Below are 14,434 nucleotides of genomic sequence, written 5' to 3' on the forward strand. Positions count from 1 at the left end.
ATAAATGTCGAAAAAAGCAACCATCATTGCGGTGGTCAATCAGAAAGGAGGCACTGGAAAGACCACCACCACCGAGAATCTGGGCGTTGGCTTGGCTCTTGAAGGAAAAAAGGTGCTTCTGGTAGACACCGATCCCCAGGCTTCCCTGACGGTCAGTTTGGGCAATCCCTGCCCGGATGATCTGTCTCCGACACTTTCCGATCTGATGGGAAAGATTATGATGGAAAACCCTATTACTCCCGATGAAGGGATTCTTCATCATCCGGAGGGCGTTGATTTGGTGCCGTCCAACATCGAACTCTCAGGTATGGAGGTAGCACTGGTCAATGCCATGAGCCGGGAAACCATTCTCCGGCAATACCTGGATACAGTCAAACAGAATTATGATTACATTCTTCTTGACTGTATGCCGTCTTTGGGTATGCTGACCGTCAATGCGTTGGCAGCTGCCGACAATGTGCTGATACCGGTTCAGGCAGCATACCTTCCTGCAAAGGGTCTGGAACAGCTGCTTGGAACCATCAACAAGGTCAAGAGGCAAATCAACCCGAAACTGAGGATTGAAGGGATTCTTCTGACGATGGTGGACAGCCGCACCAACTACTCCAAAGACATCAGCAATCTGATTCGGGAGAGCTACGGCGGAAAGCTGAAGGTTTACAAGACCGACATTCCCCGCTCTGTCCGTGCAGAGGAAATCAGCGCAGAGGGAACCAGTATCTTCAAGCATGATCCCAAAGGCAAAGTTGCCGAAGCCTATAAAATTCTGACGAAGGAGGTGTTAAACAATGCAGAAAAAAGGCGCAAACATCAGCTTGAAGGGGTACGATGATATTTTCTCCACCGATCAATCCAGAGCTGAAGCCCAGCAGGAGCGTGTGCAGGAAATTCCGCTTTCTGAGCTACACCCCTTTGAGGGACACCCCTTCCGTGTGGTTGATGATGAAGAAATGATGAAAACGGCAGAGAGCGTCCGAGATTTCGGAGTTCTCACTCCTGCGATTGTCCGTCCTGACCCCGACGGTGGTTATGAAATCGTTTCTGGTCACAGGCGGCACCGGGCATCGGAGCTTGCGGGTAAGGAAACCATGCCTGCGATTGTTCGTGACCTGGACGATGATGCAGCCATTATTTTGATGGTTGATGCGAATTTGCAGAGGGAGAGTATCCTGCCGAGTGAAAGAGCATTTGCTTATAAGATGAAGCTGGATGCGATTAAACATCAAGGTCAACGCACCGATTTAACTTCATCCCAAGTTGGGATGAAGTTGCAGGCAATGGATATAGTCGGTCAGGAGGCAGGAGAAAGCAGAAATCAGGTACACCGTTATATCCGTCTGACCGAACTGATTCCGGAACTGCTGGATATGGTAGATACGGGTCAGATCAAATTCAATCCTGCGGTGGAGCTTTCCTATCTGGCAAGTGAAGAACAGAAGGATTTTCTTTCTGCAATGGATTATGCTCAAGCAGCTCCTTCCCTTTCGCAAGCACAGCGAATTAAAAAGCTCGCACAGGAGGGCGAGTGTACGCTGGATGCGATGTGCGAGATTATGAATGAAATCAAGAAGGGAGAGCTGGACAGAGTAACCTTCAAAACGGATTCGTTGCGAAAATACTTCCCGAAGTCCTATACCAACAAGCAGATGGAGGATAAAATCATTCAGCTTTTGGAGCAATGGCAGAAAAAAAGAGAAAAATCAATGGAAAGGTAAGGTAAAAAATGTTTACACCCAAAAACATTCAGGGCGCTTTGGAAGAACTCTACGACCTTTGCGATCCTGATTATATGGTAGATATGCTCGTAAACTACAGTGAGGAGTTCGATGATATTTCTCCTGCGCTTCTGGCAAAGTCGTTTCAGAAAAATGCCGAGATGATTAGCGAGTATCGAGTATTGTCCTCTGCTGGTGAGGGTATCGACTATCAGGGAAAGGTACTTCTGAACAGCAGAGCCGTGCGGCTTCTGTCCTATGTAGAAGATATGAGCGGCGATGAAAAAGTTCGCACGATTCAGAGCAAGGAGCTGTGGTTAGCAGAAGATATGACATTCTATGTGGTGTCCTGTATGTCTACGATCACGATGGACAAGGAAGAAGCCATTTGTCTTAACGAACACCGCAGCGTGGTTACTACGGTGGAATGCGAGGACGATATTTTCTTCGACATGGGTTCCCTGATTTGCGAACTGGACGATATTTGCTTGTTCGAGCTTTTAGCCGATGTGGATGCGACTATTTATGAACTGTAACAGGTTCATGGATGGTCGCTTTTCTTATTTCCAAAGAAACGGAGGTATCGAAACTTGAAAGAATACGATGTGAAGATCACCGAAACCTTGGAGAAAACGGTTACGGTGCAAGCAGAATCTCACGATGCGGCAGAGGAACAGGTTAGAGCCGCTTATTACAATTCGGAGTACATTCTGGACTCCGAAAACTTTACCGGTGTTGCGTTCGGCACGACCGAGGAACGGGAGGTTCAGAAAGAACAGGCAGATACCATGAATGTGTTGCTGGTAAAGCCGTTCATGTATCCGCAGGCTGTGCAGATCGGCTGTGAGCTGGAGGATTTGCAGAAAGCCGTAGGTGGCGATATTGAGGCAACTTATCCGTTCAATGAGCCGGTTGCACTGGTGATGCACGACGAAGGTAAACTCGTAGGCAAAGAACTGAACCGTGCGCTGCGTGATGATGACGGCGATATTTATGACATTATCGCCGGTGATTTTCTGGTTGTGGGATTGGGCGAGGATGATTTTTGTTCTCTGTCCCCGGAACTGATGAAGCAGTTTGAGGAACACTTTCATCAGCCTGAGACTTTTGTACGCATGGGGCGCAGCATTATGGCGCTTCCCCTGCCGGATGACATGGTGAAGAAAGAAGATGCACCTGTCAAAGCTGATTCGGTTCCCCACAAAAGTAACCCTGACCGAGATGTTCTGTAAGGAGGTTCTTATGCAAAGAAATTCGACGATTGGAGAGCTGATGGAGCGAAAGCGGATTCAGGATGGTGCCAAGGAGTACCAGGGACATACCTATATGGACTTGGCACGATTTGATGACGCCACCAAGCACATGATTATTTTCGATGTGCTGACCGATGAATCGCCTGTCGGTTGGAAAGGCGAAAGAAATCGCCTGTATTTGAGCGATGTGGGTTATCAGAAGGCTCTGGATAACCAGAAAGCTGGCAATATCAAGATTATCAGCCATGCCGCAGTTGCCAAGGGCAATCTGTATTACGACCACAGAGATATGGCACGATAATCTGTTCACTCTACTGCTTGCAGGAGGTGATGAATCATGCAGGAAGAAGTTGAAAACAGAACAGTAAACCTGGCGATCAGCACAACCAAGCTGACGGGGCGCACTATCATTGCCGGTATCCGCAAGTATTTGCAGCACCGGGAAAAAGTGAAGATGAAAAAGGCACGAGACCCTGCCGTTCATGGAAAGCAATCCGTGAAACAGCTTTTGGGACAGAATCAGGGTGCTACGAATGTTGAGATCGACAAAGAGAGTATCCGTGATTTTGAAAAGCTCGCCAAGAAGTATGGCGTGGACTTTGCCGTAAGAAAAGATAAGTCCGTTGATCCTCCCCGGTTTCTTGTTTTTGTCCGTTCTAAAGATGCAGATGCTTTGGATGCAATCTGCAAGGAACATCAGGCAAGGGCATTAACCAAGAATGAAAAGCCGAGCGTTCTGGCGCAGCTGAAGAAGTTCAAGGAAATTGTCGCAGCGATTCCGAAGAAGGTTCGAGAGAAGAAACAGGAGCGTGATCTGTGATGGATAAGAGAAAAATGAAAAAGCTCCTGATTCTGAATTTACCGTATTTTCTGGTAGGGTTGTTCGCTACGAATTTAGGAGAAGCATGGAGATTGGCTGAGGGGGCAGATTCATCTGCGAAAATCCTCAGCTTTTTTCATGCCCTTCCGATAGCCCTGAACAATCCGTTTCCCAGCTTTCACCCGTTGGATTTGCTGATTGGTATTCTCTGCGGCGCAGGACTTCGGCTGGCTGTCTATCTAAAAGGCAAAAACGCAAAGAAGTACCGACACAATGTTGAGTACGGTTCTGCTCGTTGGGGAACGGCAAAAGATATTGAGCCGTTTATTGCACCAAAGTTCGAGGACAATGTGATCCTGACGAAAACGGAGCGGCTGATGATGAGCAATCGCCCGAAGAATCCTGCCAATGCCCGAAATAAGAATGTTCTGATTATCGGCGGTTCGGGTTCCGGTAAAACTCGCTTTTGGTTGAAGCCAAACCTTCTCCAGATGCACAGTTCCTATGTGGTCACTGACCCGAAAGGCAGCATCGTGATTGAGTGCGGCAACGCCCTTTTGAAGCATGGCTACACCATCAAGATTTTCAACACCATCAACTTTCAGAAGTCGATGCACTATAACCCATTTGCCTATATCCATTCAGAAAAAGACATTCTGAAACTGGTGACAACGCTGATTGCCAACACAAAGGGTGATGGAAAAGCCGGTGATGAGTTCTGGACGAAGGCGGAAACGCTGCTCTACTGTGCCTTGATCGGATATATCCACTATGAAGCTCCGGTTGAGGAACAGAATTTCTCCACCCTGATTGAGTTCCTGAACGCAATGGAGGTGCGGGAAGATGATGAGGAGTTCCAGAACCCGGTGGATCTGATGTTTGAAGCCCTGGAAAAGAAAAAGCCGAATCACTTTGCAGTCCGTCAGTATAAAAAATACAAGCTGGCTGCCGGCAAGACCGCTAAGTCGATTTTGATTTCCTGCGGCGCTCGTCTGGCTCCTTTTGATATTCAGGAGGTCAGAGATGTGACTGCCTATGACGAGTTGCAGTTGGATACTCTCGGAGATAAGAAAACGGCGCTCTTTCTGATTATGTCAGATACGGATGCGACGTTTAATTTTTTGATCTCCATGATTTACACACAGCTGTTCAACTTGTTGTGCGAGAAAGCAGATGATGTGTACGGCGGCAGACTGCCGGTTCATGTGCGCTGCTTGATTGATGAGATGGCAAACATCGGTCAGATTCCCAATCTGGAAAAACTGGTAGCGACAATCCGAAGCCGTGAAATATCGGCTTGCCTTGTTCTCCAGGCACAATCACAGCTGAAAGCCATTTATAAAGACAATGCCGATACCATCATCGGCAACATGGATTCCCGAATTTTCCTGGGTGGTTCTGAGCCAACCACGCTCAAAGAACTGAATCAGGCATTGGGAAAAGAAACTATCGACACCTACAACACCTCCAACACCAGAGGTAACAGCCCGTCTTACGGCTTGAATTATCAGAAGTTAGGCAAAGACCTTGCGAGCGTAGATGAGCTTGCGGTTCTGGATGGCAGCAAGTGTATTTTGCAGTTGCGTGGTGTCAGACCGTTTCTTTCTGACAAGTACGATCTGACGCAGCACCCCAATTATAAGTACACATCAGACTTTGATAAGAGAAATGAGTTCAACATTGAGCAGTTTCTGAGTCGAAGGTTGAAGCTCAAGGCAGGTGATGAGTTTGTGGTAGTCGATGCGGATTAAGGAGGTTTCTGTTTGGAAAATCTGAAAACGGTATCTGCCCTGGTTAAGAACATCTTGGAACACGACCACAAGGCAAGAAATACCGACAATCATTTGTACCTGATGGTACTGGAACACTATTCCGGTCTGCGTGGCATCGACATTCATGCCATGACGGTTCCTGTGTTTTTGAAGGAACTGGATAGACGCAGCTTTCCGGGGTTTGAAACTGTCCGCAGAAGCAGACAGAAAGTGCAGGCAACCTACCCTGACCTTGCTCCCAGTGAAGCCGTAGGCAAGCGCAGAGCAAAAAATGAGGTTGTATATCGAGAATTTGCAGAAAGCGAGGTGTAAAAAAAATGACTTGGTGGATCACGGATACCTCTATTGGGCAGCGATTGAAGTTCGTTAGACGATTTCGCCGCCTTACCCAGAAAGAGCTTGGACTCCTGATGGGGTATTCCGAGAAAACAGCGGATGTCCGTATTGCTCAGTATGAGAAAAACGCTCGAACCCCTAATGCAGAAACCACAGCGAAACTCGCAGAGGTTCTGAAGGTTTCACCTGTCGTTTTTTCACCGACAATCTGTGCTTCTCGTGAAGATTTGTTGCAGTCAATGTATTGGCTGTTTCTTATGAAAGGTGGTGGTGATATATATGATTGTGAAACTGAATATGCAAGAAGCAGAATGGAACAGAAACTTGGCGTGATAACCGTCGAGGAGTTCCTTGAAAAGATTCTCGTAAACTAAGCCTTCCGTCCGGTTTTGATGCCGGTAGTACGGAGGGCTTTTTCTATTCTCAAAACAATTTCAAATTTTAGGAGGAAAATATTATGGCATTTTTCAATAGCGCAGTAACCGTTCTTCAGACTCTCGTTATCGCTCTGGGCGCAGGTCTTGGCATCTGGGGTGCAATCAATCTGCTTGAGGGCTACGGCAACGATAACCCCGGCGCAAAGTCCCAGGGCATGAAGCAGCTCATGGCTGGCGGCGGTGTTGCCCTCATCGGCACCACCCTTGTACCTCTGCTCTCCGGACTGTTCGGTTAATCACAAAACAAGGAGGTAATCGCCTTTGGACAGCATACTCCAACAGATCACAGACTGGCTGAAAGAAATGCTCGTTTCAGCTATTATGGGAAATCTGTCGGGGATGTTTGAGTCCGTCAACAACCAGGTTGGCGAGATAGCAACCTCCGTTGGCATGACCCCGGCGAATTTTTCGCCGGGTGTCTTTGCCATGGTACGAAACATCTCCGAGTCAGTGATTATCCCAATCGCAGGCTTGATTCTGACCTTCATTGCCTGTTATGAGCTAATTCAGATGATTATTGACCACAACAATCTGGCAAATTTTGAAACCTGGATCTTCTTCAAATGGGTGTTCAAGACTTTTGTTGCGGTCATGTTAATCACAAACACATTCAATATCACGATGGCTGTGTTTGATGTGACACAGCACGTTATAAACGCAAGCGCCGGTATCATATCCGGAAATACTGCCATAGATGCTTCGGCATTGGAAACAATGGAAGAAACGCTGATGGCAATGGATTTGGGTCCTTTGCTCGGCTTGTTCCTGCAATCCTTTATCGTGCAGGTCACGATGTCCGCTTTGGCAATCATCATCTTTGTGATCGTCTACGGTCGAATGATTGAAATTTATCTGATGGTCAGCCTTGCCCCGATTCCGCTTTCCACTTTTGGAAACAGAGAACAGAGCAATATCGGACAGAATTATCTGCGTTCGCTGTTTGCAATCGGATTCCAGGGATTCCTGATTATGATCTGCGTGGGCATTTATGCGGTGCTGATTCAGTCTATCGCATTCAGTGATGACATCATCGGTTCTATCTGGGGTGTTATGGGCTACACCGTCCTTTTGTGCTTCACCCTGTTTAAGACTGGTTCGCTTGCGAAGGGTGTATTCAGCGCTCACTAAGGGAAGGAGGAAATTGTTTGGCAGCGTATATTCCCGTACCTCGTGACCTGACGAGGGTAAAAACAAAAGTGTTCTTCAATCTGACGAAACGGCAGTTACTTTGCTTTGGTGCGGCGGCGCTCATCGGAGTGCCGATTTTCTTTCTGGTCAAAGCAACCGGAAATGTGAGCCTTGCAGCACTGTCCATGATGATCGTCATGTTACCGTTGTTCTTTCTGGCAATGTATGAAAAGGATAGTCAGCCGTTGGAAGTGGTTGTAGAACACTTCATTCAGACCAAATTCGTTCGTCCCAAGGTTCGCCCTTATCAGACGGACAACTATTATGACGCTTTGATGCGTCAGTACAAACTGGAAAAGGAGGTTGAACGAATTGTTTTTCAAAAAGAAGCCACAGGCAAGAAACATCAAAATGCCTGCAAATCTGAATCGGAAGCAGCAGCGAGAAATTAAAGCTGTTGTGGAACGGGCAAAGAAGGACAACGGTATTCCGCAGACTGCACAGCAGTCCATTCCCTTTCAGAGAATGTTCCCGGATGGCATCTGCCGTGTCACTGACAGTTATTACACCAAGACCATTCAGTTTCAGGACATCAACTATCAGCTGGCACAGCAGGAAGATAAGACTGCCATCTTCGATGAGTGGTGCAGTTTCCTGAATTTCTTTGACAGCTCCATTCACTTTGAGCTTTCCTTTATGAACCTGAGTACCGATGCTGAAAGCTTTGAAAAGAGTATCCGTATCCCGTTCAAGAAGGACAGCTTCAATCCCGTCCGTGCCGAGTATAGCCAGATGCTGAAAAAGCAGTTGGCGCAGGGCAACAACGGCTTGACCAAAACCAAGTACCTGACATTCGGCATTGAAGCCGAATCCATGCGGCAGGCAAAGCCGAGACTCAACCATATCGAAAACGATCTGCTCAATAACTTTCGGCGTTTGGGTGTCATTGCCACTACCATGAACGGCAAAGAGCGGCTGCATCTGATGCACTCTATGTTCCACATGGGTGATAATGATAAGTTCTTCTTCGATTGGAAGTATCTTGTGGAATCCGGGCTGTCCGTAAAGGACTTCATTGCTCCGACGGCGTTTGCCTTTAAGACCAACCGCACCTTCCAGATGGGCAGTATCTTCGGTTCGATGTCTTATCTGGCAATTACGGCATCAGACCTGTCTGATCGTATGCTGGCGGATTTTCTGGATATGGAATCCACGCAGATCGTGACCATGCACATCCAGTCGGTTGACCAGACTGCGGCGATTAAGACCATCAAGAGAATCATCACCGAGCTTGACCGTTCCAAAATCGAGGAACAGAAAAAGGCTGTGCGTTCTGGCTATGACATGGACATTATCCCATCTGACCTTGCTACCTATGGTAAAGATGCGAAGTCACTTCTGAAAGAATTGCAGAGCCAGAATGAGCGAATGTTCATGGTGACATTTCTGGTGCTGAACACCGGGCGCACCGAGCAGGAACTGGAGAACAATGTGTTCCAGGCACAGAGCATCGCCCAGAAGCATAACTGCAATCTGCGTCGTTTGGATTTTCAGCAGGAATCCGGACTGATGAGCAGCCTGCCTTTGGCACAAAACCTGATTGAGATTCGTCGTGGCCTGACTACCAGTTCCACGGCTATTTTTGTGCCTTTCACCACGCAGGAGCTGTTCCAGAATGGTGGAGAAACGCTCTATTACGGGCTGAATGCTCTGTCGAACAACCTTATCATGGTGGACAGAAAGAAGCTCAAGAACCCCAACGGACTGATTCTGGGTACTCCCGGTTCCGGTAAATCCTTTTCCGCAAAGCGTGAAATCACCAATGCGTTCCTGGTTACGGATGACGATATTATCATCTGCGACCCCGAAGCGGAATATGCGGCTCTGGTTCACAAGTTCAATGGTCAGGTGGTAAAAATCAGCTCCTCCAGTACCAACTATATCAACCCTATGGACATCAACCTGAACTACTCTGAGGATGACAACCCGGTAGCACTGAAAGCTGATTTTATCCTGTCCCTCTGTGAGTTGATTATGGGCAGTAAGGATGGCTTGCAGCCTATCGAAAAGACGGTTATCGACCGTTGTGTGCATCAGATTTACCAGAGATATTTCGACAATCCTGCCCCTGAGAATATGCCGATCCTTGAGGATTTGTATGATGCCCTTCTGAAACAGGACGAAAAGGAAGCCCACCATGTAGCGACCGCCTTGGAAATCTATGTTAAGGGTTCTCTGAAACTGTTTAACAACAGAACCAATGTGGATATTCAGAATCGTCTGGTGTGCTTCGACATTAAGGAGCTGGGCAATCAGCTGAAAAAAATCGGTATGCTGATCGTTCAGGATCAGGTCTGGGGGCGTGTAACTGCCAACCGTTCTGCCGGTAAATCGACCAGATATTATATTGACGAGTTCCATCTGCTTCTGAAGGAAGAACAGACGGCAACCTATTCCGTAGAAATCTGGAAGCGATTCCGTAAATGGGGCGGCTTGCCGACCGGTATTACTCAGAATGTCAAAGACCTGCTTCGTTCCCCGGAGATTGCCAACATCCTCGAAAACTCTGATTTCATCTATATGCTGAATCAGGCAAGCGATGACCGAAGTATTCTGGCACAGCGGTTGAACATTTCGCCGCATCAGCTGTCCTATGTAACCAACTCCGGTGAGGGCGAAGGACTTCTGTTCTATGGCAATGTGATTCTGCCGTTCATTGACCGATTCCCGACAGATCTGGAACTGTATCGCATTATGACCACGAAGTTAAACGAGGTGGCACAGGAAAAGGAGGCGTAATGTATGGCGAAAAGACCTACACGACTCCGTTTTACCGAAGATGACCTTGCAGATTCTCATGTGAAGAAAGCTGCCGACCGTGCAGATAAGGCGGTTGATAGGGCTGAAAAAGCGGCAGACAAATTGGCTTCTAAAAAGGCAAAGCCGAAGCTAAAGCTGGAAACAGATGCAGCCGGTTCCCGTAAAGCAAAGCTCCGTTTTGAAAAAGCGGAGTTTACGGAAATCGAGCGCCCATCTGTGGCAAAGCACATGGCAAGCCGTGGTGCCGCAGTCACGCTCACATCCAAAGCACATCGGGCGGTGTCAGAATATGAGGATGATAATATCGGCGTTCAGGCTGTGCAGGAAACGACCAAGGCTGTTGAATCCACTGTCTATACCGTCGATCATGCCGTTTACAGTCACAAGCTGAAAGCCTACGACAAGGCGGAAAAGCTGGTTGAGAAGTCAGATAAAGCAAATGTAAATGCCCTGTATGAGAAGTTCAAAAAGGACAACCCCGATGCCGGTTCCAATCCCTTTTCCCGTTGGCAACAGAAAAGGGCAATCAAGAAAGAATATGCTGCCGCCAAAGCCGGTAAGAATACCGCTTCGACAACGGCTTCTGCATCTAAGGGTGCAGGCAAGGCAACGGGCAAAGCAGCTCAGGGAGCCAAGAACATCACAGAAAGAGTAACGGAGTTCTGCACCACACACTCTAAAACGATTCTGTTTGTTTTGATTGCCGGACTGCTTTTTATGATACTCTCAGGGATGTTCTCGTCTTGTTCGGCTATGTTCCAAGGCGGCACACAGATCATTCTGGGAACTTCTTTTACTGCAAAAGAGGAAGATATTATTGGTGCGGACAATGATTACAAGGCTTTGGAAGCTGCGCTCCGCAATAAAATCAATAATATCGAGCGTACTCATAGCGGATATGACGAGTACCGGTATGACCTTGATGAAATCAACCACAATCCTTATGAGCTGGCGGCGTATTTGACGGTGAAGTTTGAGGATTACACCAGAGATGAGGTGCAGGCTACCCTGCAATGGCTATTTGAGCAACAATATGAGCTGACCCTGACGGAAGTAGTAGAGATTCGTACACGAACAACATCTTCTACTGATCCCGAAACGGGAGAGACAACAACAGAGGAAGAAGATTACGAATATTATATTCTGAATGTGAAGCTCAGAAATAAGGGCTTGAACAGTGTGATTTCAAATTCCGGCTTGTCGGAAGATGATATGGAGCGATATAGAATTTTGCTTCAGACAAGGGGCAACAGACCGGATATTTTCGGAAATGACATTTACGCCACCCCTGGCGGCGAGTACACCGATTATGATATTCCGGGCGAAGCGCTGACAGACACAAGATTTGCCAATATGATTCGGGAAGCTGAAAAATATCTGGGATACCCGTATGTGTGGGGCGGCAGCAGCCCGTCTACCTCCTTTGACTGCTCCGGATTTGTTTCCTATGTAATCAATCACTGCGGAAACGGTTGGAGTGTTGGTCGTTTGACCGCAAACGGTTTGATGGGCGTATGCGACATTATCCCGAAAAGCTCTGCCAAACCGGGAGATTTGATTTTCTTCCAAGGCACTTATGATACCTCCGGTGCATCACACGTTGGTATCTATGTTGGCAATGGTATGATGATCCACTGCGGAAACCCCATTTCCTACGCTTCTATCGAATCGAATTACTGGCAACAGCATTTTTACTGCTTCGGCAGAATCAGAAACTAAAGGAGGGATGGCGATTGAGTGCCAAGTTAGACAGAATAGGTGCAGACCTTGAAAAAGCCCGTAAGAAACGGGCAGAATGGGATGCTAAGGTGAAAGACCTGGAACGCAGATACCGTGAGGAGGAAAATTCCGAAATCCATGAGATGGTTCATGCTGCGAACCTGAATCCCGAACAGCTTTCCGAGCTGCTCCGTATGTTTGCTGCGGATATGGCTCCGAAGCCTGATACGATCAATACTATGAATGAGGAGGAAACGCAGAATGAGATTTAAGAAAATTGGAGCCGCATTGCTGGCGTGTGCAATGTGTTTTGGCGTGTTTTCTACAACGGCATTTGCCTATGTAGATGAAAGCGTAGCGACTGAAGAACCTGCGGTCGAAGAAAAAGTTCCCGAAACAGAGCCGGAGGAGCCGATGCTACCGCTTACTCCCGACGGCAATCTGACTTTGGTTGATGACGCTGGCTCGCCTACGAAAAGCGGAAAGCAGTTCATTACCGCTGTAACCAAAAACGGAAACTACTTCTATATCATCATTGACCGTGATGATAAGGGCGAGGAAACCGTGCATTTTCTGAATCAGGTGGATGAAGCCGACCTGCTCAAGCTGATGGACGAGGAAGAAGTTGCAGAGTTCACCAAGCCGGTTGAGGAAACAAAGCCGGAAGTAGTTGAAACAGTTCCTGAAATTACAGAACCGACACCGGAGGAAAAGCCGAAATCCACAAATATGCTCCCGGCGATTCTTACTCTGATTGTGCTTGCCTGTGGTGGTGGATTCTTCGTATTTAAGAAAGTCCAGGAAAAGAAGAAGGCACAGGAAGCGGCAAAGCCTGACCCAGATGCTGATTATGTGGACGATGACGAGGACTATGGGTACGATCCGGAGTTTGAGGACGACGATGAAGATAGCTCCGTCGATGAAGATGATAATGAACCTGTGTAAACAGGATAGGCTTGATGCCTGGGGCAGCCTTCGGGTTGCCTTTACATAGTTTCCGCTTTCAAAAAATAAAAAAATTTGCGTTTTTGAAAGTGACATCTTGCATATACTATTAGCAGACAGTATAATAAGTACAGCGAAGCGGTTTCGAGAAATGAAAAAACTTCAATTTTTGAAAGCGGGTGACTATATGAAAACAATCACGAGAGCAAAATATCTCGATAGAATCATTGAACTGAATGGTACTCCTGACATCAAGATCATCACGGGCATTCGTCGATCTGGTAAGTCCAAATTGATGCAGGCGTATATTGCGTATCTGAAAAGCAATTTTGAAAACATCAATATTATCTTCATCGACTTCATGGATTTGGCGTATGAAGAAATCAAGGAATACCATGCCTTACACGCCTATGTGGAAGAACATTATCAGGAAGGAAAAACGAACTACCTGTTTGTAGACGAGGTTCAGATGTGTCCCAAGTTTGAGTTGGCAATCAATAGCCTGTACTCTAAGGGAAAATACGACATCTATGTAACAGGCTCTAATGCTTTCCTGTTGAGTGCAGATCTGGCAACTCTGTTTACCGGACGCTATATTGAAATTCATGTGTTTCCTTTCAGCTTCCAGGAATATTGCCAGTATTATGATGATATTAGTGACAAAGATAAGCTCTTTGATGAGTACGCTATCAAGGGCGGTTTAGCAGGTTCCTATGCTTATAGAACCGAAAAAGACAGAACAAACTATATCAAAGAGGTCTACGAAACGATTGTTACAAGGGATTTGGTACAGAAATATACTCTCCCGGACACTTTGGTTTTACAACGTCTGAGCGAGTTCCTTATGGATAATATCAGCAACCTGACTTCTCCGAATAAGGTCAGTCAGCTACTGACAGCAAATGAGACTCCAACCAATCATGTAACCGTCGGCAAGTACATTAAGTATTTGTGCAATGCTTTTGTATTTTATGATATTAAGAGATATGACATCCGAGGTAAGAAATACCTTGAAAGCTCTGAAAAGTTCTATTTGTGTGACAGCGGTATTCGATATGCAATACTGGGAAGCAGAAATATAGACTATGGCAGAGTATATGAAAACGTTGTTTGTATCGAGCTTCTTCGCCGTGGATATGATGTCTATGTCGGCAAGCTCTATCAAAAGGAAATCGACTTTGTTGCTCAGAGAGGTAGCGAAAAGATTTATATTCAGGTCAGCGACAACATTTCCGGGCAGGAAACATTTGAGAGAGAATGCTCTCCTCTGCTTCAGATTCGAGACGCTTATCCGAAAATGATTATTGCCAGAACCAAACATCCCCAATATAGCTATGAAGGAATCGAAATTCACGATATAGCCGATTGGTTGCTACAAGAATAAGCAAGGTGAAATATCTCCGTCATTCTCTTTTGAAATGATGGAGATATTTTTATTATGACGGAGATTGTAGAACAGAAAATTGTATCAGGTTGCAAAAATCCTTTC

At 46.7% G+C, this 14,434-nt stretch carries 17 protein-coding genes; all 17 read left to right on the top strand.

What is annotated here, in order from left to right; translation table 11 throughout:
- The first annotated feature begins 4 nt into the window (after nt 1-4).
- The 17 genes from DW088_RS06625 to DW088_RS06705 all read left to right on the top strand — a co-directional run bounded on the left by DW088_RS06625 (nt 5) and on the right by DW088_RS06705 (nt 14,329).
- A complete protein-coding gene (locus DW088_RS06625) occupies nt 5-832 on the top strand; it encodes a ParA family protein (RefSeq protein WP_002304313.1) in 828 nt (275 codons plus the stop codon).
- On the top strand, nt 789-1,715 hold the full coding sequence (locus tag DW088_RS06630; RefSeq protein ID WP_002304314.1) for a ParB/RepB/Spo0J family partition protein: 927 nt from the start codon (nt 789-791) through the stop codon (nt 1,713-1,715). The genes DW088_RS06625 and DW088_RS06630 overlap by 44 nt, the downstream gene beginning before the upstream one ends.
- 8 nt (nt 1,716-1,723) lie before the next feature.
- Nucleotides 1,724-2,251: a hypothetical protein gene (locus tag DW088_RS06635; protein ID WP_002304315.1), complete on the top strand. Its 528-nt coding sequence runs from the start codon at nt 1,724-1,726 to the stop codon at nt 2,249-2,251.
- A gap of 54 nt (nt 2,252-2,305) precedes the next feature.
- The gene (locus DW088_RS06640; protein WP_002588969.1) at nt 2,306-2,947 is read left to right on the top strand and encodes a DUF3846 domain-containing protein; all 642 of its coding nucleotides are present in this window, start codon (nt 2,306-2,308) and stop codon (nt 2,945-2,947) included.
- A gap of 10 nt (nt 2,948-2,957) precedes the next feature.
- Nucleotides 2,958-3,269, top strand: coding sequence for a DUF5720 family protein (locus tag DW088_RS06645; protein WP_002304317.1), 312 nt, complete (start codon nt 2,958-2,960; stop codon nt 3,267-3,269).
- 36 nt (nt 3,270-3,305) lie between these two features.
- Entirely contained in the window at nt 3,306-3,788 is a 483-nt protein-coding gene (locus tag DW088_RS06650; RefSeq protein WP_002304320.1) for a PcfB family protein, read from the top strand.
- The gene (locus DW088_RS06655; protein WP_002588968.1) at nt 3,788-5,539 is read left to right on the top strand and encodes a VirD4-like conjugal transfer protein, CD1115 family; all 1,752 of its coding nucleotides are present in this window, start codon (nt 3,788-3,790) and stop codon (nt 5,537-5,539) included. The genes DW088_RS06650 and DW088_RS06655 overlap by 1 nt, the downstream gene beginning before the upstream one ends.
- Nucleotides 5,540-5,551: 12 nt before the next feature.
- The gene (locus tag DW088_RS06660; protein WP_002304332.1) at nt 5,552-5,872 is read left to right on the top strand and encodes a hypothetical protein; all 321 of its coding nucleotides are present in this window, start codon (nt 5,552-5,554) and stop codon (nt 5,870-5,872) included.
- Between the two features lie 5 nt (nt 5,873-5,877).
- Nucleotides 5,878-6,270, top strand: a complete 393-nt coding sequence (locus tag DW088_RS06665) for a helix-turn-helix domain-containing protein (RefSeq protein ID WP_002304334.1) — start codon at nt 5,878-5,880, stop codon at nt 6,268-6,270.
- Between the two features lie 83 nt (nt 6,271-6,353).
- Nucleotides 6,354-6,569 carry a Maff2 family mobile element protein gene (locus DW088_RS06670; RefSeq protein ID WP_002576404.1) on the top strand — a complete coding sequence of 72 codons (216 nt, stop codon included), beginning with the start codon at nt 6,354-6,356 and terminating at the stop codon, nt 6,567-6,569.
- Nucleotides 6,570-6,594: 25 nt separating this feature from the next.
- Nucleotides 6,595-7,461 carry a VirB6/TrbL-like conjugal transfer protein, CD1112 family gene (locus DW088_RS06675; protein ID WP_002304374.1) on the top strand — a complete coding sequence of 289 codons (867 nt, stop codon included), beginning with the start codon at nt 6,595-6,597 and terminating at the stop codon, nt 7,459-7,461.
- A gap of 17 nt (nt 7,462-7,478) precedes the next feature.
- Entirely contained in the window at nt 7,479-7,913 is a 435-nt protein-coding gene (locus DW088_RS06680) for a PrgI family protein (protein WP_002304375.1), read from the top strand.
- Entirely contained in the window at nt 7,873-10,260 is a 2,388-nt protein-coding gene (locus DW088_RS06685) for a VirB4-like conjugal transfer ATPase, CD1110 family (protein ID WP_002588967.1), read from the top strand. Before DW088_RS06680 ends, DW088_RS06685 begins: the two co-directional genes overlap by 41 nt.
- Before the next feature lie 3 nt (nt 10,261-10,263).
- Complete coding sequence (locus tag DW088_RS06690; RefSeq protein ID WP_002304377.1) at nt 10,264-12,000, top strand: C40 family peptidase; 1,737 nt, start codon at nt 10,264-10,266, stop codon at nt 11,998-12,000.
- Between the two features lie 14 nt (nt 12,001-12,014).
- Entirely contained in the window at nt 12,015-12,272 is a 258-nt protein-coding gene (locus DW088_RS06695) for a DUF4315 family protein (RefSeq protein ID WP_002304378.1), read from the top strand.
- On the top strand, nt 12,262-12,945 hold the full coding sequence (locus DW088_RS06700; RefSeq protein WP_002578950.1) for a DUF4366 domain-containing protein: 684 nt from the start codon (nt 12,262-12,264) through the stop codon (nt 12,943-12,945). The genes DW088_RS06695 and DW088_RS06700 overlap by 11 nt, the downstream gene beginning before the upstream one ends.
- Nucleotides 12,946-13,096: 151 nt before the next feature.
- Nucleotides 13,097-14,329, top strand: coding sequence for an ATP-binding protein (locus DW088_RS06705; protein ID WP_002304383.1), 1,233 nt, complete (start codon nt 13,097-13,099; stop codon nt 14,327-14,329).
- Nucleotides 14,330-14,434: the final 105 nt, after the last annotated feature.

The sequence above is a fragment of the Butyricicoccus sp. AM05-1 genome (genome assembly GCF_003474415.1).
GTDB classification, from domain to species: Bacteria; Bacillota; Clostridia; order Oscillospirales; family Butyricicoccaceae; genus Agathobaculum; species Agathobaculum butyriciproducens.